The following is an 18,578-nucleotide window of genomic DNA, read 5'->3' as shown; positions in this document are numbered from 1 at the left end:
AGTGTGATCGCATCTTTGGAACAAGGTAAACCTGTTATTCCTATGTGGTTAAATGTAATTTATCAACTGTTACAATAAAAAAAAATTATTAACTTTATTTTCCTTAAAATATCTGAGTTATGGATAATTTACAGATGAATATGTTGCGTGGTTAACTTAATTGTTAAATTAAGTTTGCTAAAACAAAAATAGTAACTGGAGTATAAAATCTTGATTGCTGATGAAGACATGAAACCAATAACCGTATGTCGGGGGATGCCTAAAGTTTATCCATCAGCCGATCATGTCTTCAATGGTATTCCTATTCCTAAACCATGTCGTGTCGCTAGCTTCTCCCCCGAAGAATGGGAGTCATTTACAGAGGAATGGGCAAACTCGTTGATAGACTCCTATGCCAGTGTCCGAAGGTTTGGAGGATCTGGTGACCAAGGGATCGATATAGTTGGATTTCCAACTGATACAATGTGGGGTGGGGGTTGGGATAATTACCAGTGCAAGCGGTACAATAATCCTCTGTGTCCTGGTGATATCTGGGTCGAAATTGGAAAGATCATTTATTACTCTTACAAAGGAGAATATCCACCACCACGCAAATACTACTTTGTTGCACCCAAAGGGGTAGGCACAACTTTACAGAAGTTGCTGGGGAATCCAGAAAAACTAAAAGAGCAGGCTGAGGCTAAGTGGAAAGATAATTGTCAAGATAAAATAACTACAACTGTTAGTATTCCGTTAGAGGGCGAGTTACTCGATTGGTTTAACAAGTTCGACTTCTCAATTTTTTCCGAAAAATCAGTATTGGAACTCATAGATAGCCACGCTAAAACACGCTATCATTCCGTGAGATTTGGTGGTGGTTTACCTCCTAGACCTGAAGTTACACCACCACCACAAGAGCATCATGCCGAAGAGAGTGGCTATATTCAGCAATTATTCGACGCTTATAGCGATCATAAGGGAATAACTATAAATGATATTTCAGATATCCCTTCATCTCTAAATCAAGATTGTTTACTACAAAGGGAACGTTTTTATCACGCGGAATCTCTACGCAATTTTGCCCGTGATACTGTTCCCGATGGTACATTCAACAGTTTACAGAAAGAGGTCTTTCACGGAGTAATTGATATTTGCAATAATGCTCATACAGATGGATTAGCTCGTATGCGAGCAACCGTTACCCAATCTGCAAACATTTCGATTTCATCAAACCCACTTGCAAGTGTTGTTCAGGTGCAAGATCGACAAGGCATTTGTCATCAACTTGCAAATGAATACAAGCTAGTTTGGGTGCATAAGAATGGGGAGGTGCAAGATGATATCACCATTCAATAGTCCACTTGAGACGGGCATCAGAACACTTGCAATTTTGACGGCAGTATTTCCTAGATCACTTGATCTCCAACACCTTGTCTATTTTGACTATCTAGTTTTACATTCGGGTGATGTTGAAGGCCCAGACAGCCTACACGCACCACTTCCGCTACGTTTGGGTGAACTAAGTGTGCGCCGTGGTCTGATAGAGCGTGGCATTTTTTTGATGATGAGCCGTCAGCTTGTAGAGCGTTTAGTTTCATCCTCAGACGGCTTTCAATATATTGCATCGGAAAGTGCTAGTGCATTTCTCTCGATGATGAATTCTCGATATATCTTGAAGCTGAAAGAGCGTGCAGAGTGGGTAGCTGAAACCTTCGGTGAATCAACTCTTGAAGAATTGCAAGCGTTAGAGCGTCATTTTTTCAGGGAGTGGTCTACACAGTTTCATTCAGTTGATCGCGCAGGAGGCCAAGGAAAATGACCTGGAATCCTCTTCAATTACGTGGAATTTCGTTCAGCGGCCCGTATAAAGATCATGCTTTCTTAGAATTTCAAACTGGCTTGAATGTTATATGCGGTGCATCGGACACTGGAAAATCGTTGATTGTAGAGGCGATTGACTTTCTTCTCGGAGCTCAAGATCCTCTAAGGCATATTCCTGAGCGTGATGGATATGATCGGGCAAGGCTAGTTTTAGAACCAACTGATGGCGAAGTTTTCACGCTTGAAAGAAGTACGGATGGGGGAGATTTTCACAAATTTGAGGGAGATTGGCTGTTAGGTAATCCTAATGTACAACCACATATTCTTGGCAAAAAACACGCAGCGGGAAATAAAAATACACTTTCAAATTATCTTTTATCCACTATAGGAATCACGGATCAGCGTGTACGAACAAACCAAAAGGGAGAGACAGCAAGCCTTAGCTTTCGTAACCTTGTTAAATTAGTCGTAGTTAAAGAAAGTGATATAACAAAACGATTGTCGCCGTTTCTATCTGGACAGAACGTCAGCAAAACAGTAGATTATTCAGTCTTCAAGTTACTACTTACTGGTGTAGACGATAGTGCGTTGGTAGGACAGGCTCAAATCCAGAATGCCCAAGAATCTACTCGGCAGAATAATATTGCTAAAGTTGAATTAATAAACGAGCTTATTCAAGAGTTGGAAACTGAAATCCACCAGTTTGGTATTAATCGTACTGAAGCTGAAGTTCAGCTATCGCAACTAAAAGCGCAATCCGAAGCGCAACAAGAGATACTAAATAGATCAGAACGTGAATTGAATGACCGAATAATTCGTCGTCGTGTGCTCATGGAGCGACTAGAAGGCTTTTCTACTAGGATCAACGAAATTGCTAGTCTTTTATCACGTTTTGAACTTCTGAAAGAGCATTACCAAATAGATATTGAGCGTCTTGCTGCAATTGAAGAGTCTGGGTCTCTTTTTGTCCACTTAGAGAGAACCCCATGTCCTCTTTGCGGATCTCTTCCTGACGAGCAGCATCAAAGTGTAATTTGTGACGGTGACGTTGCGAGTGTAGTTTATGCTGCAACTGCTGAAATTGCTAAAGTAGAGAAACTTTTAAGGGAACTCGACCAAACCACAGAGGATCTCAGAGATGAAGTTGAGGAACTGACAGCACAACGGGAGCGGCTCAACCCTGAATTCCAGATACTCAATCAGGAAATACAAGAAATTAGCTCTCCTATTAGGGATGCTCAAAATATTTTCAGTGAGATTGTAAAACAGTCTGGTGATATACAACGTGCTATTGATACATTCAATAGGATTGAGCAACTACGAGATAAGAGAGTTGAGTTTCTGGCGGAGACTGAAAAACCAATCAAGGTTGTCATTCCGCCAGTTAGTCTTTCAGCCTCATTACTTGATTTATTTGCTCAAAAAGTTCAACATCTGCTCCAATCCTGGGATTTTCCTGACTCCAATCGAGTACATTTTTCCGAGGATATTAAAGATATTGTCATAGGTGGGCAACCCCGTACTAGCAGCGGGAAGGGGCTGAGAGCTATTACCCATGCGGCAATGACCATCGGTCTTATGGAATTTTGTAAAGAGAGGAATCTATCACATCCAGGTTTTGTTGTGTTAGATTCACCTCTTTTGGCATACTACAAGCCAGAAAGTGAGGAAGATAGCCTACAGGGTTCGGATCTCAAGGTTCGGTTTTATAATTATTTGGCTGACAACCATGGCGACAGTCAAATAACCATCATTGAGAATGAGCATCCCCCAGATGATCTTAAAAATAGGATTACCTTTACACACTTTACAAAAAATCCTGGTTCGGGACGCTATGGGTTATTTCCTCATGTTTAGTAGCTTTGTTCGATAATTCAGAGAAAAAGCCTTACAGAATAAAAGTGAAAAGAGAGGTTAAAAGAAAAATTAACTAAGGTTAAGATATTTAAACTCTCTTTTGCTTTTTCTGCATCTCCCTACACCCCATAAAACACCTCGGACACCACCCATCAACCCACAATGCTGGAATCTTAAACCTCGCCACACAGTGGGGACATTCCGATCGCAACATTAATTGATGCCGTAGCTTGCGGGGCGGAACGCCATCGCACCCCGTTGCCGTCTTAAACTGCCACTCGATCCGGTGACAAGGCGACTGGGGATAACACGCCCCACACAACCTAATCGGTTTCAACTTCATCCTCCTAGTCAAAACAGAAGGTTGCATTTCTTGTAACCATTCCAGGCTACTTTGGAGTAACACCCTACGGCAAACCGAGATGCCGAAACTCAGTATAAGGGGCTTCGATCGCACTGATGACACATTGAAGATTTTAGGGAAGAGATATGGCACTAAGGCAAAGATTATCGACTGGATTAACCCCTAGCCATAACACAAAAGCCCCCAACCTAAGTGCAGGCGGCTTCTTTGGGGCGTGTCACCGCTGCATAATGATATATATTCTGTCGATCGCCATCACCGCTCAAAATTTTAAAAATTGTCTCCACATCTGCCCAGTCCGTCTTACATTTCTTACGTCGGTCTTTCAACTGGCGCCAGCAAAGTTGCCGATTCTGACAAATCCACACTGGCAGGCTGCGATAGAAGTTCGGCGATTTCCCTTACCAGTTCCCGGTTTTTTTCCAACTGCTGGAGCAATTTGCTATTAGCTTCAGTTAAATTGGCTTTAGCATCGCTCGCGGGCGTTCTCGCTGCCAGCGTACTGCCGGAGAGTTCGATCGCCCGCCCTTCAGGCGTGAACATCAGCCATTTTATCTCTCAACTCTTGCTTGAGCTGCGCTAGTTCTTTGCTCACGCCTGCAACAATCGCAAGCTGTTCGGTAAGATTGTGTACCTCTAGTCCCAAGTCGCCGTTCCGCTCGTGCAATTGCAAAAGCTCCTTTTCCCGATCGGCGACTTGCTTCTGGGCAGCTCTCCACTCCTACCGCTCGTGATTTATCGTTGCCATCACGAGCGCCGACTATTTCCCACAGCTTTGCGCTCAACTCTGCCTTTGCTTGCTCAATCGTACTTGCCTAAGATGCCTTGAGGTCAGCTAGTTTATCAGCTAGCGTCTCTCTAGTATCAGCAAAACACATTCGAGATGGGGTTTCTTTTTCCCCTACAGTTACGAGATGGACAAGTTTCAAGAACACGATCCTCGCTGTGGCCGTGAGACACAGGGCCAGTGGTATAGCCAGCCACAAGACATCGCTTTAGCCGACACTCCTGAATTCAGTCAACGCTTCTTCGCTGAAATGTTCAAGGAATTCCCAACATTGGCGACAAGCGTCGCTTTCTTGCGATGGTGTGTTCAGCCAAACCACCTTTACGCCATATTTAACTTCTCTAGCGGTGGGTTTGGCGTGCAGATCGATCCGGGGCTAGAGTACATCATAGTGTGGGGGGCGGGCGAGCATGGGGAGTATGGCGATTGGATGGGCGATGGCGATCGCTTAGCTTCAGCGCTAGATCATGTCCGTACCTTAGTATGGTGGTTTGAGAGTTTGTCTAATGCGGTTGAGTGAGGATGAGACAAGTGCTGCCTGGTGAACGATCGTAAATTCCTCTGGCGGTCAGTTTTAGTCTGAACTTTCCCCTGCAAATATTACTTGCATAGACGAGCGAAGCTTTCGATCGCAAAGATTTTAATTGAAGTACAAGCAGCAGATAGATTTGGGCTGCATATCTCCAGCAAAACCATATCCAAGCTAAACTGATAATCGCCCAAAATTTTAGAATTATCTATGGGACAAGAAAGCGCAATATTATGATATCTGGGGAAATCAAAAGTCAAATAGATAAAATCTGGGATGCCTTCTGGTCCGGTGGTATCTCCAATCCCCTTGAAGTCATCGAGCAGATTACTTATCTGCTGTTTCTGCGTCGTCTCGACGATTTACATATTCTGGAAGAAAACAAAGCTAACCGGCTCAAGCGCCCAATGGAACGCCGGATTTTCCCAGAAGGGGAAGATATCAAAAAACGCTCCTATGAGGATTTGCGTTGGTCGAGGTTCAAGAATTTTGCGCCGAAGGAGATGTTTGAGGTCGTCAACGATCATGTTTTCCCTTTTCTGCGGACTTTGGGAGGCGATGGTTCGACTTACGCGCACCACATGAAGGATGCCCGTTTCACAATTCCGACACCGGCCCTGCTTTCTAAAGTGGTGGATTTGCTGGATGGTGTACCGATGGAAGACAGGGACACTAAAGGCGACCTTTATGAATATATGTTGGGCAAGATTGCCTCCGCTGGACAAAACGGACAGTTTCGCACACCGCGCCACGTTATTCAGTTGATGGTGGAACTGACTGCACCCAGCCCAGGCGATGTGATTTGCGATCCCGCTAGTGGAACTTGCGGTTTTCTGGTGGCTGCTAATGAATATCTGCGATCGCATCACCCGGAAATTCTGCGCGATACCAAAATGAAGCAACATTTCCACCATCAGATGTTTCACGGGTTCGATTTTGACAATACCATGCTGCGGATTGGCAGTATGAATATGCTTTTGCATGGTGTAGAAAACCCGGATGTGCGCTATCAGGATTCGCTGGCACAGGAACATTCTAGTGATGCAGAATCTTATAGTCTTGTTCTCGCTAATCCACCCTTTGCTGGTTCGTTGGACTATGAGAACACGGCTAAGGACTTGCAGGCGATCGTCAAAACCAAGAAGACTGAATTACTATTTTTGGCTCTGTTTTTGAGATTGCTGAAGCCTGGGGGACGGGCAGCGGTGATTGTGCCGGATGGGGTGCTTTTTGGTTCTTCTAAGGCTCATAAGGAATTGCGACGCTTGTTGATAGAGGAACAGAAGCTGGATGCTGTAATTTCTCTGCCTGGTGGTGTATTTAAGCCTTATGCGGGTGTTTCTACTGCGATTTTACTATTTACTAAAACTAACTCTGGTGGAACTGATTTTGTTTGGTTCTACAATGTGAATGCTGACGGGTTGAGTTTGGACGATAAAAGAACGCCTTTGCTTTCTGAAGATAAATTAGGTGCTGTGCCTACTGGGACGCTAACAGTAGAGGAACATACTAAGAATAATTTGCCGGATGTGTTGAGTCGTTGGCAATCTCGAAATACTACGGAACGAGAGCGATCGCCCACTGCTCAGAGTTTCTGTGTACCCAAGGCTGATATTGCGGCTCAGGGGTATGACCTCAGCTTAAATCGTTATAAGGAAGTGGTGCATGAAGAGGTGGAACATCGCGCACCCAAAGACATCCTCGCTAATTTGGCAAAGTTAGAAGTGGAAATTCAGCAGGGGATGGAGAAATTGGAGGAGATGTTGGGATGATTAGCTGGTGTAAAACTAAGCTTGGTGATTGCTGCGAAATCATTTCGGGGTCAACTCCAAGCACTAATGTGGAATCTTTTTGGAATGGTAGTATCTGTTGGGCTACTCCTAAAGATTTGAGTCAACTTGATGGAGCTTATATTTCTGATACTCCACGCAAACTAACACAATCAGGTTTAGATAGCTGTGGGGCTACGATTCTTCCTAGTAATTCTGTATTGTTCAGTTCCCGCGCACCTATCGGACACGTTGCAGTTAACACTGTACCGATGGCAACAAATCAAGGGTTTAAAAGCTTTGTACCAAAGGACAATAGAGTTTACGCTAAGTTTTTATATCATTGGTTGCGAAAAAATCGTGCTTATTTAGAGAGTCTTGGTAACGGTGCAACATTCAAAGAGGTTTCTAAAACCATTGTATCTAGAGTTGAAATTCTTCTACCCTCTTTGGAAGAACAGAAGCGGATTGCCGAAATACTCGATCGCGCGGAAGAACTCAGGTCTAAACGTCGGGAGGCGATCGCGCAACTCAACACCCTCAACCAAGCCATCTTTCTAGAAATGTTCGGCGATCCGTTAAGTAACCCAAATGGTTTTCCTATCCAAAAGCTTGGTGAACTTTGTTCACGTGTTATAGATTGTCCTCATTCAACTCCTACTTACGCTACGAAAATCACTCCATACGCGTGTGTGCGAAGTTCAGATATTCAAAGCAGTGAATTAGTTTTTAGTGATGTAAAATATCTCGAACTGGAAGAATACAAAAAACGTATTGAAAGAGGAGTTCCACAGCAAGGCGATGTTATTTACTGTAGAGAGGGCGCTAGATTTGGAAATGCTGCACTATTAACTGACGATACTCCTCTAATCTGTCTAGGGCAACGGATGATGCTCTTTCGCCCTGAAACCAGTAAAGCAAATGGTGAATTTATCTGGGGATATCTTTCCAACCCTATAGCTTATCATCAAGCACTCCGAGAAGTTGGCGGATCAGCATCTCCACACATAAATATCCGCGATATAAGAGCGTTTCAAATTCCCGTACCGCCACTAAATAGACAGTGTGAATTTGCTCAACGCATTTCTGCTGTCAACAAACTCAAAATCGCACACCGCACCTCACTGTCAGAACTTGATGTCCTCTTCTCCTCCCTTCAACATCGAGCATTTAGAGGAGAATTATGAGATGAACGCCATGCTAACCGAATTTACCCTCGCCAACTTCAAAAGTTACAGCACAAGCCGATTGCCTCTTGGGCCGCTGACTGTACTAATCGGAGCCAATGCCGCAGGCAAAAGTAACGCCCTTGAAGGTTTGCGCTTTCTGTCATGGCTAGCACAAGGTCAAAAACTCTCCAGTATTCAATATGCCGTGAATAGTGCAGAGCGTGTTGTGCGCGGTCGAGTAAATGACTTGTGCCATCGGGGAGAGTCAAACTTTACCATCGGTTGCCGTTTGGACTCAACAGAATGGAACCAACTTGACATCACCCTAAATGTGCGTGACGGAGAACTGCACATCAGTAATGAGCGAATCGTTGACTCAACAAGTCAAGTCCCGCTATATCAGCTAGATCAGCCTTCTCAAGGAGTAGGAACTGATGTTCGTGTAGCCTATAACAACTTTACAAAAGGGAAGAACAAGCCACGAATAACGTGCAGCGATCAAATGGCTATATTCGTGCAATTAGACACCCCTGCCCATTTTGATGCAAAGTACACCAAATCCCAAAAAAGCATTCCTGAAATCGTCCGCGAATATCAAAAAGTCTTACAAAATATCCTATTTTTAGATCCCGTCCCCGCCAGAATGCGCGAGTACAGCTTCAAGTCTGATAAGCGATTACAAGAAGATGGCACTAATCTTTCCAGCGTCTTGTTTCGTTTGTGGGAGAATCAAGCCGAAAATCAACAGGCAATTCTCAACTTTATCCAGAGTCTACCAGAGCAAGCTATAGATGGGCTAGATTTCATTTTCGGCCCGCGGGATGAAGTTATGGTGCGACTAGCAGAAACCTTTGGCAATACCCGCCGGGATTGTGAGGCTGCATTATTATCCGATGGCACTTTACGGGTGTTAGCGATCGCGGCTGCTATGCTATCGGCTACCGAAGGCAGTTTAGTTGTCATCGAGGAAATCGACAACGGCGTTCATCCCAACCGCGCCAAGCATTTACTCGCCAGCATCCGAGATATTGCCGAACGTCGTAAATTGCGAGTGCTGCTATCGACTCATAACCCCGCGTTAATGGATGCCTTACCCGACGCTGCTCTGGGTGATGTAGTGTTTTGTTACCGCAATCCAGAGGAAGGAGATAGCCGCCTGGTACGGCTTGGGGAGATGTACGATTTTCCTAGTCTGATATCTCAGGGGCCGCTCGGTCAACTGGTAACTGCTGGGGTAGTCGATCGATTCGTCAAATCGCCGCACACCCCTGAAGAGAGAAAACAGCAAGCTATGGCATGGCTGTCTCGTTTGCAGGAGTACGGCAATGAGTAGTATCTGCCTAATAGATACCAGCATATTCCTCGAAATACTCAACGTTCCCAACTATAATCAGCATAGAGAATCAGTTCTCGAAGATTTTAGAACCTATTCTCTAGCTGGCTGTACTTTTCTGTTGCCAATGGCAACCATACTCGAAACAGGCAACCACATCGCCCAAAACGGGGACGGCACACTACGAAGGAAAACCGCCATACGTTTTGTTGAACAAGTTAAAGCAGCCTTCGCAGGCATAGCTCCCTGGAGGCCTACTCCATTCCCGAGTACAGCAGAGATACTGGAGTGGATTGACCAGTTTCCTGATGAAGCTGGTAAAAACAAAGCTCCTAATAAACAAGAAGGAACAAGTTTCGGCGATCTCAGCATCATTCAGGAATTTCATAAATCCTGTAATATTTTCTCAATGAGTGAAGTTTTTATCTGGTCACTAGACAAGGATTTAGAGAACTATCACCAAATGCCTACATAAATATATGACCCAGTTTGCTTTCCTCCAAGCTGAATTCCCTACAATTTATGAATCCGCCAAGAAAGCTGTTGATGCAGTACATCCAGACCCTCGCACTGCCTGCTTTTATGCCCGTCGAACTTTGGAGTTAACCGTAAATTGGTTATATAAATACGATAATTCTCTTGAACTGCCTTATCAAGATAATCTAAGCGCCTTGATTCACGAACCTACCTTTAAAAACTTAGTAGGTGAAGCAATATTTAACAAAGCAAGAGTCATTATCAAACTAGGAAATCCGGCAGTACACAGCCCCAGACCTATCCCTGTTAATGATGCTATAAATGCTGTACGAGAGTTGTTTCATGTTACATATTGGTTAGCCCACACCTATGGACGCACTAGCAAACCGAATGCGGGGCTTACCTTCAACTCTGACGCATTGCCCAAGACTGCACCTGTTCCTAAGCAAACTATTGAACAACTTCAGAAACTAGAAACTCAACTACGCGATCGCGATGAAAAGCTCTCAACAGTTCTAGCAGACAAAAATGCACTTGATGAAGAACTGAAACAACTACGGGCAGAATTGGCAGCAGTCAAAAAAGCCAGTGTCACCCAGCCAGATACCCACGACTATTCTGAAGCACAAACCCGCGACATCTTCATAGACCTTTTGTTAAAAGAAGCCGGATGGAACTTAGATCAACAACGCGATCGAGAGTTTCCGGTTACAGGGATGCCCAATTCATCAGGTCAAGGTTTTGTTGATTACGTCCTCTGGGGCGATGATGGTAAACCCCTGGCAGTCGTAGAAGCCAAGCGTACCCGAAACGACTCCCGCACCGGGCAACAACAGGCTAAGCTATATGCCGATTGCCTAGAAAACCAATTTAACCAGCGTCCAGTTATTTTCTACTCTAACGGTTACGAGCATTGGCTGTGGGATGATACTAATTACGCACCGCGACAGGTGCAAGGATTTTATAAAAAAACTGAATTACAATTACTTATACAGCGCCGAGCTACCCGTAAATCTTTAGCAACAGGCACAATTAACTCTACCATTGCCGAACGCTATTATCAAACTCGTGCCATCCGTCACATTACCGAAGCCTTAGAGACTGATAAAGACCGCAAAGCCCTGATAGTTATGGCGACTGGTGCAGGCAAAACCAGAACCGCGATCGCCTTGGTCGATCTGCTGATGCGTTGTAACTGGGCGAAACGGGTTCTATTTCTAGCAGATCGTGTAGCTTTGGTAAATCAGGCAATCAATGTATTTAAGAAACATCTCCCCGATGCCGCGCCAGTAAACTTAGTCACAGAAAAAGATACTGAAGGACGAGTATTTGCTTGCACCTATCCAACCATGATGGGATTAATTAATGATACCCGTGACGGTCAGCGTCGTTTTGGCGTCGGGCATTTTGACCTAATTATTATTGATGAAGCTCACCGATCTGTTTTCCAGAAATACCGCACAATTTTCAACTACTTTGATTCTGTCCTGCTAGGGCTAACCGCTACACCAAAGGATGAAATTGACCGCAACACTTACGGGCTCTTTGACTTAGAAAATGGCGTACCTACCGATGCTTACTCGCTTGAAGATGCCGTAAAGGATGGTTATCTAGTCCCGCTTAAAGCAGTATCAGTACCGCTTAAGTTTCAGCGACAAGGCATTAATTATGGTGAACTCTCTGAATCCGAAAGAGAAGAATGGGATGCGCTTGAATGGGATGAGGAAGGCAATGCCCCTGAGCGCGTAGAAGCAGAAGCAGTCAACAAGTGGTTATTCAATAAAGATACCGTGGATAAGGTGCTAGAGCATCTGATGACTAGGGGGTTAAAGGTTGCGGGGGGCGATCGTCTCGGCAAAACCATTATTTTCGCTAAAAATCAAGATCATGCCGAGTTTATTGCTGAGCGGTTCAACGTCAACTACCCCCACTTAAAAGGTGAGTTTGCGCGCGTCATTACCTTCAAAACCACCTATGCTCAAAGCCTGATTGATAACTTTTCCCAAAAAGATAAAGAACCTCATATCGCAATCTCAGTGGATATGCTCGACACTGGAATTGACGTGCCAGAGGTAGTTAATCTGGTGCTGTTCAAAATTGTGCGCTCCAAAACTAAGTTCTGGCAGATGATAGGACGAGGTACGAGGCTATGCCCTGACCTATTTGGATTAGGGCAAGATAAAGAATTTTTTTACCTGTTTGATTATTGCCAAAATTTAGAGTATTTTCAACAGAACTCAGAGACTGTTAATGCACCAATAACTAAATCATTGGGTCAGCAACTGTTTACCGCTCGATTAGAATTAATCGGAGAGCTAGATAAAATAATCCATGAAAATCAACCAATTAATCAAGCAAACCTGAGCAAGCTTCAAGAGTATCAAGCTGCCTCTAAAGAACCCAAGACCGATGCAGAATTGCGCCAGGAACTAGCCAATTTGCTCAATACAGAAGTGGCTGCTATGAATCCTGAAAACTTCATAGTGCGACCTAAACAACGATTTGTAGAGAAATATGCTAATTCCGCAGCATGGGCGTCGCTATCGATCGATGATTTTCTTGAGCTTAGTCAAGAAATAGCGGGTTTACCTTCCCAATTGGAAACAGAAACAGAAGAAATAAAAAGATTTGATGTTCTGATGCTGAAGTTACAATTAGCAATCCTGCGCTCTGACTCTACGTTTAAGCGTTTACAAGAACAGGTGAAGTCACTTGCAGGACTGCTAGAGGATAAATCTGCCATTCCCTTCGTGCAAGAACAGTTAGCCCTGATTCAGGATGTACAAACCGATGAGTGGTGGCAAGATGTGACATTACCAATGCTGGAGGTGTTACGCAAACGCCTACGGGGGTTAATAAAGCTGATTGAGAAACAAAAACGCCAACCTATTTACACTGATTTTGAGGATGTAATGGGGGAGGAGATAATAGTAGAGTTGCCTGGTTTTACAGCATTAGATAACTTTGAGAAGTTCCGTGCAAAAGCCAGGGCTTTTTTGCGATCGCATCAAGATCATGTGGTCATTTTTAAGCTGCGGACTAACAAACAGCTCACTCCATCCGATTTATCTGAGTTAGAGAAGATATTACTAGAGAACAAATTAGGCGTAGAGGAGGATATAGACCGTGCAAAAGAAGAGTCGCATGGGTTAGGCTTATTCGTCCGTTCCTTAGTAGGACTCGATCGAGAGGTAGCCAAACAGGAATTAGCGAGGTTTATATCTGGTAAAAATCTTAACTCCAATCAGATTGAATTTGTGAATATGATTGTGGAGTACCTAACCGCACATGGCGCAATGGATGCAGCAATCCTCTATGAATCCCCATTTACCGACATTACGCCACAGGGGCCAGACGGATTATTTACCTCGACTCAGCTAGATGAATTATTTTCTATTCTTGAAGAAGTTTCTACACGGGCTGCTGCATAAGGCACAACAGTAAAACCTGGGGCGTTACAAATAATCTTGGCTGAAGCCCAATTGTGATGGCAGTGAACCCTAGCTTTTTGTGTTGAGGAACGCGGGAAGTGGGATGTCTTTTTCAGACAACAGTGCATCAAGTATCTTGGCAACCAAATCGGCCCCAACAATCTAGCTTTCGAGACAAAAGCTGGAGATTAGGGATAAGGGTAAGATAAGGTAATGTAAGCGTAAGATATTGTAAGACATACCAAGCGGAGGTAAGACTACCATTTCCATAAACGGGTAAGCTGTCGCGCATTTAAATTGTATATTTAGGGCGGGCGGGACGCCCACCCCACAAGACTTTGATTTTTTTTGACAGACAATTTAAATGTAGAACAGCTTATGAAGTGCTTTGACCAACCATTTCCATAAATGGGTATGAAGTGCTTTAACCAAGCTTTGAGGATTGGATTAACCCCAAGATGAGTAACTCAAGCTTTTTATACAGCGTATTCCTGGTTTATGAAGTAGGAACACGGAGTCGGTTTTCTGTCCCTACGGTAGAGATATAGCGATATGTGGTATCCTTCATAAATTAAGTAGGCTTAAAATTTTAACCGACGCAATCTATGACAGCATACCCCCTGACAAATGGTTTACCTATACCAGATGATTTCCCAACTGAAAATTACGAAAAAATAAATTCTTTGGTTTCTTCAAAAAGTAATACTAATAAAAATGAAGTTTTGTTTTTTTCAGCTTCGTGGAAGGGATTTTTATATCGTTTTTTAGCTTGCACTGAACATGATAAAAACTATAGAGAATCTGTGCCTCCAGTAGGAGAAAATTATACCCGGCATGAACGATATGTCGTAGAACGAGAGTTGTTTAATTTTTTGGTAAACGGACTGGCTGCTATTGAATGCCTTTGTTGCGCTTTATATGCTATCGGCGCAATAGAAGAAGTAGCACAGCCAAGACAAGCTACAGATAAAATTATTTTTATAAATATAGAAAAAAACATAAGGCAAATTAATCCTCAAAAGACTGCACTACATTTTGAATCAAAATTTCCAAATGCAACTATTACAACCAGCTTAAAAAACTTGTTTGAGGAACGTTCTATAACAGAAGACGCGGCAAAATATAAGGTTTGGAAAAAAATACGAGATATTTTAGCTCATCGAGCCCAACCCGGTCGCGATGTTCCTATATCGTCGATGAGTGGGGTTAGTAACCAAGCTGTTCCCGAGTCGTGGAACCTAAATCGCATAACAAATGAAGGCGAAGAAAATTTACCAAACATTGAATTTACTGATAATACTACAGCTTCTATGCGCGAATGGCTTACACAAATAATCAACAATATTTTGTCTGAAAGTTACATATTTGTTGATAGTTCCCATGTAGCGAGCGAATTACCTGCTGTCCCGTTACCCTTAGAACAACTGTCACAACCTTTAACTGACGGACTGGAAGGTTGAAAAAATTATATTTTAGATTTGGATTAAGGGCGATCGCTGAGGTTAGGCGGGAATATCCATCAATTCCGAAGTAGGCGAGTTCAAATTCATCATCAAACATTTGTCCTACTAATTCATCTTATTTAATGTGTTGCCACTCTAATTCAATTGGGTTCATTGCTTGCTGTTAGCTGACCACTTTTGCATTTGCTGAGAAAAGTTTCATGATGCTTGCTCAGAGCGTTTTGGTTTGGTACTGTTTTTTGATCCTGGGGTAAAGTCAGTTTCCGATCAGCCAAATCTTGGTAACAGGTGCCGACGAGTTCAGGGGCAATCACCACTTCATTGGTATCTGGTCGAATTGATAGTAGATGCAAATCGAACAGAGTGTGTATGTCGGCTCTGAGCGGTAAACCATTTGTTGGATGATTGGTTTGAGTACCTTGATATGGAATTATATGTGCTGCTTCGATAGCTGACTCTACATCACAATCAGTTATTGGACATCGGCCACCGTAAGCAATTAACAACTTACGTCGAAATTCAGACTGTCCCTGTCGCTGTACAATAGAAGCAGTTATCCGTCGTCTGGCATCTTGAAGAGTTCCAACGTCAAAATATCCCTCAGATTCAATTTTCTGACGCTCAGCATCTAGCTCAGGTAGCGCTAGATTGCGGGCGTGGGAGTAAGAGTCGGGAATGGTTCGCATATCATCACAACCTTGATAATCTTGACCGTACCCCAAAACTTCCGGGAGCATTAACACCGGATTACCTTGCAAATCTAGGCTTTTCAACTTTTTCCTTTTGTAAATCGCTTCCGGGATTCCCGTAATCTGATTATTAGAGAGGTCAAGCCATATCAGATTGGACAGTTGCCCTAACGCCTCTGGGATGGAGGTAATCTGATTTTCGCCCAAGTGAAGCAGTTCCAGATTGGACAGTTGTCCCAGTACCTCTGGGATGGAGGTAATCTGATTTTCGCCCAAGTGAAGCAGTTCCAGATTGGACAGTTGTCCGATCCACTCTGGAATGGAGGTAATCTGATTTTCACTGAAACCAAGCGATTTCAGATTGGAAAATTGCTCCAGTACCTCTGGGATGGAGGTAATCTGATTGTTACTGAGGTCAAGCTCTGTCAGATTGGACAATTGCCCCAGCGCCTTTGGGATGTAACTAATCTGATTGTGACTGAGGTCAAGCCCTGTCAGATTGAACAATTGTCCAAGCCACTCTGGAATGGAGGTAATCTGATTGCCACCCAGAGAAAGCTCTGTCAGGTTGGGCAGTTGCCCTAACACTTCTGGAATGGAGGTAATCTGATTGCAAGTGAGGAAAAGCAACTTCAGATGCCTACACTTGGCAATTTCCAGTGGCACTTCTTCCAACTGCAAGTCCATTAAGTCTAGTTTACTCAATTTTTTATCGGCAACCCGCTTAATTCTTCGCACTGCTTCCTCTCGGGTCATGTCATTTACTTCTCCGTAACATTTATCTTATTGTGATTAGAATTTAGCTTGTTGGAAAAAACAGGTTTATTCCATTTTAAACTTGCAACCGCGAAAGCTCTATCAAAATATCGATATAAGCTGTTTTAAGGGGTTTCTGCACAATTGCTACTCAAATCTCTCTCACTACTCTGCTTCAGGCTTAGGGTCCTTCGGTTTTTTCTCGAATACCTGAATACTTGGCTCTAGTAGCACAAAGCCGTTAGGGGTTGACTCACCCATTTTGCCACCAATAGCAGCCACCCACATGGGATAGTTGGCAGCAGCATCCTCAAGCTTCTTCCATATTTTTGGTTTAACAGTAACGGACACTACCCGATCGTCACAGTCAAGCTCAAAGGTTTTCCAGTTGTCTTTGTTAGTCTCTACGTTATTCGGGAGTTCGTTAATTTTGATGATGAGTTCAAGCTTGCCAATTGTCATAGGTAGTTTCGTTGGTTTAATGCGTTGCTTTTCTGGTACTTTGCCAGCTTTGTTATATTCTCCAGCATAGGGGTTAAAACCGCTACAGCTTCATTAGGATGATCTAATTTTCCCATCTACGACTCGAAACTGCTACGGCAAGGTCAGGATATAATAAATAACTTGTTTCGCTAACAGGTTTTTCGTGCTGGCAACTGGTTGGTAGAGGAAAGAAAGCAACAGCGAAGGTTTGTAAAATGGATGAAGTCGTCAAGAAAGTAGCTGCTTTGGGTTTACCAGGTATCATCCTGGTAGTAACGATGGCTGCGACAGGTTTTACAGGAGCGGCTGCAATCACAGCAGCTCTAGCTTTTCTAGGTGGCCCTGCTGGAATGCTCGGAGGCATTGCCGTACTAGGTTTGACGGGATTGATTGCAGATGCTCTGACAAAAGTAGGGTTAGAGGACTTGCTGACAGCAATTTATTGCCAAAGGCGCTTATCTGAGCCACACGGGAAACTTTTAGATGAGATTGAGCAATTATCCCTGTTTGATGGCGATATCAAAGAAAGGCTCAAGCAAACTGTAACAGATGGATGTGGCTGTTCAGCAGCCAGCGCTGCAAACATTTCAGATGTTACCCTTGAAGCTCGCGCCATTTTAGAAGCTGTCCCAGGAATGACACCAGCACACCACAGGGATTTTAACAGCTCCAATCCGATTATCAGACTTAGGGATGGAACAGCGGTTAGGGCTTGGAAAAACCCCCTCGGCGTCGATCACATTTTTTTAGCCGATCGCGATGGCAAAATGATTTACGGTGGTTTCGTAGGCTGGATTCACAGCGAGGGCTTGAATCAAGCGCTCTTGCAAATGAGAAGAGACTTGACGTAAAGTAGATAGGATAGAAAGCATATTGTAAATAAAAGTTAAGTTTTCCAAACCACTACCATGCCCTTATTAAGAGCTAAGGGCAATCTAGCAGAAACTTAAAGACTAAATCACTGAGAATTTAATAACTGTTGCCAATTCAGATTCATTAATACTATCTTGCTTTACAGCAGCCCAAACTTTCAGAAATATAGCACTCGCTATTTTCCAAAAAGTAAGCACTGTATATCAAACCAGCACTCATCAATATCTAAAATTCTGATAGTCGTCTTGGCAGGCTTTTTTTACGCCTCACCGCAAAGGCCTCCCACACTTCTTTGAACTCAGAACTCGATCGCTCCCAAATCGATCTGTGACCATTGCTCTAAATCTTGCCTTCAAACCTCTGATGCCAGAGGATATACCCCGACACGGTAATAACCAGAGTGATGCCTCCTCCTACCCAAGCCAGCATAGGATTGTAACCGCTACGGCTGAGGGTCTGCATCCATAGATGGGTGCGATCGGAGGATATTAACCAATCTGCGACGACCGGAAAAAGATACATCAAAGATGCACCAACGATAAGCCAGCCCACCATAGAGACGAGGAGAAAGATAGTTTTGGCTGTAGATTGGCTACCCATCAGCAATTGCGGTAAAGAACTAACTTTGAGATTAGCAAAGGAGATGCGTTATGTCAGCACAGGTATAGCCCGAGACAGTGGGCGATGCAAGCGTGAAACTGTAGAATTGATTTGAAGCGAAAGGTAAAGGGCGTTGCTGATTTAGGGTATGAAGGGCTCAATATGCAAGTCAGAGAAACCAGTATCCACAAAACTTCG

Annotated in this window: 16 protein-coding genes; 11 read left to right on the top strand and 5 right to left on the bottom strand. The window is 43.7% G+C overall.

From position 1 onward, the window contains the following. The first annotated feature begins 210 nt into the window (after positions 1-210). From QUA34_RS22645 to QUA34_RS22635, 3 genes are read left to right on the top strand one after another with little or no spacing between them, the layout of a single operon-like run. Positions 211-1,335, top strand: a complete 1,125-nt coding sequence (locus QUA34_RS22645) for an ABC-three component system protein (RefSeq protein WP_333389308.1) — start codon at positions 211-213, stop codon at positions 1,333-1,335. Then, positions 1,316-1,798 (top strand): ABC-three component system middle component 2, encoded by a 483-nt coding sequence (locus QUA34_RS22640; protein WP_333389307.1) that lies wholly within the window; start codon positions 1,316-1,318, stop codon positions 1,796-1,798. Before QUA34_RS22645 ends, QUA34_RS22640 begins: the two co-directional genes overlap by 20 nt. Continuing rightward, complete coding sequence (locus QUA34_RS22635; RefSeq protein ID WP_333389306.1) at positions 1,795-3,657, top strand: AAA family ATPase; 1,863 nt, start codon at positions 1,795-1,797, stop codon at positions 3,655-3,657. The genes QUA34_RS22640 and QUA34_RS22635 overlap by 4 nt, the downstream gene beginning before the upstream one ends. A 676-nt stretch (positions 3,658-4,333) precedes the next feature. Here the strand turns inward: QUA34_RS22635 and QUA34_RS22630 are convergent. After that, complete coding sequence (locus QUA34_RS22630; protein WP_333389305.1) at positions 4,334-4,564, bottom strand: hypothetical protein; 231 nt, start codon at positions 4,562-4,564, stop codon at positions 4,334-4,336. After that, on the bottom strand, positions 4,551-4,694 hold the full coding sequence (locus tag QUA34_RS22625) for a hypothetical protein (RefSeq protein WP_333389304.1): 144 nt from the start codon (positions 4,692-4,694) through the stop codon (positions 4,551-4,553). The genes QUA34_RS22630 and QUA34_RS22625 overlap by 14 nt, the downstream gene beginning before the upstream one ends. Before the next feature lie 364 nt (positions 4,695-5,058). Between QUA34_RS22625 and QUA34_RS22620 the strand changes: the two genes are divergently transcribed. The 7 genes from QUA34_RS22620 (at position 5,059) to QUA34_RS22590 (ending at position 14,976) form a co-directional block, all read left to right on the top strand. Beyond that, on the top strand, positions 5,059-5,328 hold the full coding sequence (locus QUA34_RS22620) for a hypothetical protein (RefSeq protein WP_333389303.1): 270 nt from the start codon (positions 5,059-5,061) through the stop codon (positions 5,326-5,328). A gap of 242 nt (positions 5,329-5,570) precedes the next feature. Continuing rightward, the gene (locus QUA34_RS22615; RefSeq protein WP_333389302.1) at positions 5,571-7,109 is read left to right on the top strand and encodes a class I SAM-dependent DNA methyltransferase; all 1,539 of its coding nucleotides are present in this window, start codon (positions 5,571-5,573) and stop codon (positions 7,107-7,109) included. Continuing rightward, on the top strand, positions 7,106-8,293 hold the full coding sequence (locus QUA34_RS22610) for a restriction endonuclease subunit S (RefSeq protein WP_333389301.1): 1,188 nt from the start codon (positions 7,106-7,108) through the stop codon (positions 8,291-8,293). Before QUA34_RS22615 ends, QUA34_RS22610 begins: the two co-directional genes overlap by 4 nt. Continuing rightward, on the top strand, positions 8,244-9,608 hold the full coding sequence (locus QUA34_RS22605) for an AAA family ATPase (RefSeq protein ID WP_333389300.1): 1,365 nt from the start codon (positions 8,244-8,246) through the stop codon (positions 9,606-9,608). The genes QUA34_RS22610 and QUA34_RS22605 overlap by 50 nt, the downstream gene beginning before the upstream one ends. Next, positions 9,601-10,083 carry a hypothetical protein gene (locus QUA34_RS22600; protein ID WP_333228196.1) on the top strand — a complete coding sequence of 161 codons (483 nt, stop codon included), beginning with the start codon at positions 9,601-9,603 and terminating at the stop codon, positions 10,081-10,083. Before QUA34_RS22605 ends, QUA34_RS22600 begins: the two co-directional genes overlap by 8 nt. A 4-nt stretch (positions 10,084-10,087) precedes the next feature. Further along, on the top strand, positions 10,088-13,516 hold the full coding sequence (locus QUA34_RS22595) for a DEAD/DEAH box helicase family protein (RefSeq protein WP_333389299.1): 3,429 nt from the start codon (positions 10,088-10,090) through the stop codon (positions 13,514-13,516). A 605-nt stretch (positions 13,517-14,121) separates the two neighbouring features. Continuing rightward, positions 14,122-14,976 carry a hypothetical protein gene (locus QUA34_RS22590; RefSeq protein ID WP_333389298.1) on the top strand — a complete coding sequence of 285 codons (855 nt, stop codon included), beginning with the start codon at positions 14,122-14,124 and terminating at the stop codon, positions 14,974-14,976. Between the two features lie 143 nt (positions 14,977-15,119). Here the strand turns inward: QUA34_RS22590 and QUA34_RS22585 are convergent, their stop codons facing one another. Next, complete coding sequence (locus tag QUA34_RS22585) at positions 15,120-16,424, bottom strand: leucine-rich repeat domain-containing protein (protein WP_333389297.1); 1,305 nt, start codon at positions 16,422-16,424, stop codon at positions 15,120-15,122. A gap of 165 nt (positions 16,425-16,589) precedes the next feature. Continuing rightward, positions 16,590-16,886, bottom strand: a complete 297-nt coding sequence (locus QUA34_RS22580) for a hypothetical protein (RefSeq protein ID WP_333389296.1) — start codon at positions 16,884-16,886, stop codon at positions 16,590-16,592. 236 nt (positions 16,887-17,122) lie between these two features. On the opposite strand from QUA34_RS22580, the gene QUA34_RS22575 reads away from it, so the two are divergent. Further along, entirely contained in the window at positions 17,123-17,758 is a 636-nt protein-coding gene (locus tag QUA34_RS22575; protein WP_333389295.1) for a hypothetical protein, read from the top strand. A 361-nt stretch (positions 17,759-18,119) separates the two neighbouring features. Here the strand turns inward: QUA34_RS22575 and QUA34_RS22570 are convergent, their stop codons facing one another. Then, on the bottom strand, positions 18,120-18,380 hold the full coding sequence (locus QUA34_RS22570; protein ID WP_333389294.1) for a hypothetical protein: 261 nt from the start codon (positions 18,378-18,380) through the stop codon (positions 18,120-18,122). Between the last annotated feature and the right edge of the window lie 198 nt (positions 18,381-18,578).

Source organism: Microcoleus sp. POL10_C6, assembly GCF_036701585.1.
Taxonomy (GTDB): Bacteria; Cyanobacteriota; Cyanobacteriia; order Cyanobacteriales; family Microcoleaceae; genus Microcoleus.
This window is presented reverse-complemented; position numbering and strand designations above follow the sequence as displayed.

Coding starts and splice junctions, on each gene's coding strand:
- QUA34_RS22640 (WP_333389307.1), top strand. CDS start 1,316: ATGATATCACCATTCAATAGTCCACTTGAGACGGGCATCAGAACACTT.
- QUA34_RS22635 (WP_333389306.1), top strand. CDS start 1,795: ATGACCTGGAATCCTCTTCAATTACGTGGAATTTCGTTCAGCGGCCCG.
- QUA34_RS22630 (WP_333389305.1), bottom strand. CDS start 4,564: ATGTTCACGCCTGAAGGGCGGGCGATCGAACTCTCCGGCAGTACGCTG.
- QUA34_RS22620 (WP_333389303.1), top strand. CDS start 5,059: ATGTTCAAGGAATTCCCAACATTGGCGACAAGCGTCGCTTTCTTGCGA.
- QUA34_RS22615 (WP_333389302.1), top strand. CDS start 5,571: ATGATATCTGGGGAAATCAAAAGTCAAATAGATAAAATCTGGGATGCC.
- QUA34_RS22610 (WP_333389301.1), top strand. CDS start 7,106: ATGATTAGCTGGTGTAAAACTAAGCTTGGTGATTGCTGCGAAATCATT.
- QUA34_RS22605 (WP_333389300.1), top strand. CDS start 8,244: ATGTCCTCTTCTCCTCCCTTCAACATCGAGCATTTAGAGGAGAATTAT.
- QUA34_RS22600 (WP_333228196.1), top strand. CDS start 9,601: ATGAGTAGTATCTGCCTAATAGATACCAGCATATTCCTCGAAATACTC.
- QUA34_RS22595 (WP_333389299.1), top strand. CDS start 10,088: ATGACCCAGTTTGCTTTCCTCCAAGCTGAATTCCCTACAATTTATGAA.
- QUA34_RS22590 (WP_333389298.1), top strand. CDS start 14,122: ATGACAGCATACCCCCTGACAAATGGTTTACCTATACCAGATGATTTC.
- QUA34_RS22585 (WP_333389297.1), bottom strand. CDS start 16,424: ATGACCCGAGAGGAAGCAGTGCGAAGAATTAAGCGGGTTGCCGATAAA.
- QUA34_RS22580 (WP_333389296.1), bottom strand. CDS start 16,886: ATGACAATTGGCAAGCTTGAACTCATCATCAAAATTAACGAACTCCCG.
- QUA34_RS22575 (WP_333389295.1), top strand. CDS start 17,123: ATGGATGAAGTCGTCAAGAAAGTAGCTGCTTTGGGTTTACCAGGTATC.
- QUA34_RS22570 (WP_333389294.1), bottom strand. CDS start 18,380: ATGGGTAGCCAATCTACAGCCAAAACTATCTTTCTCCTCGTCTCTATG.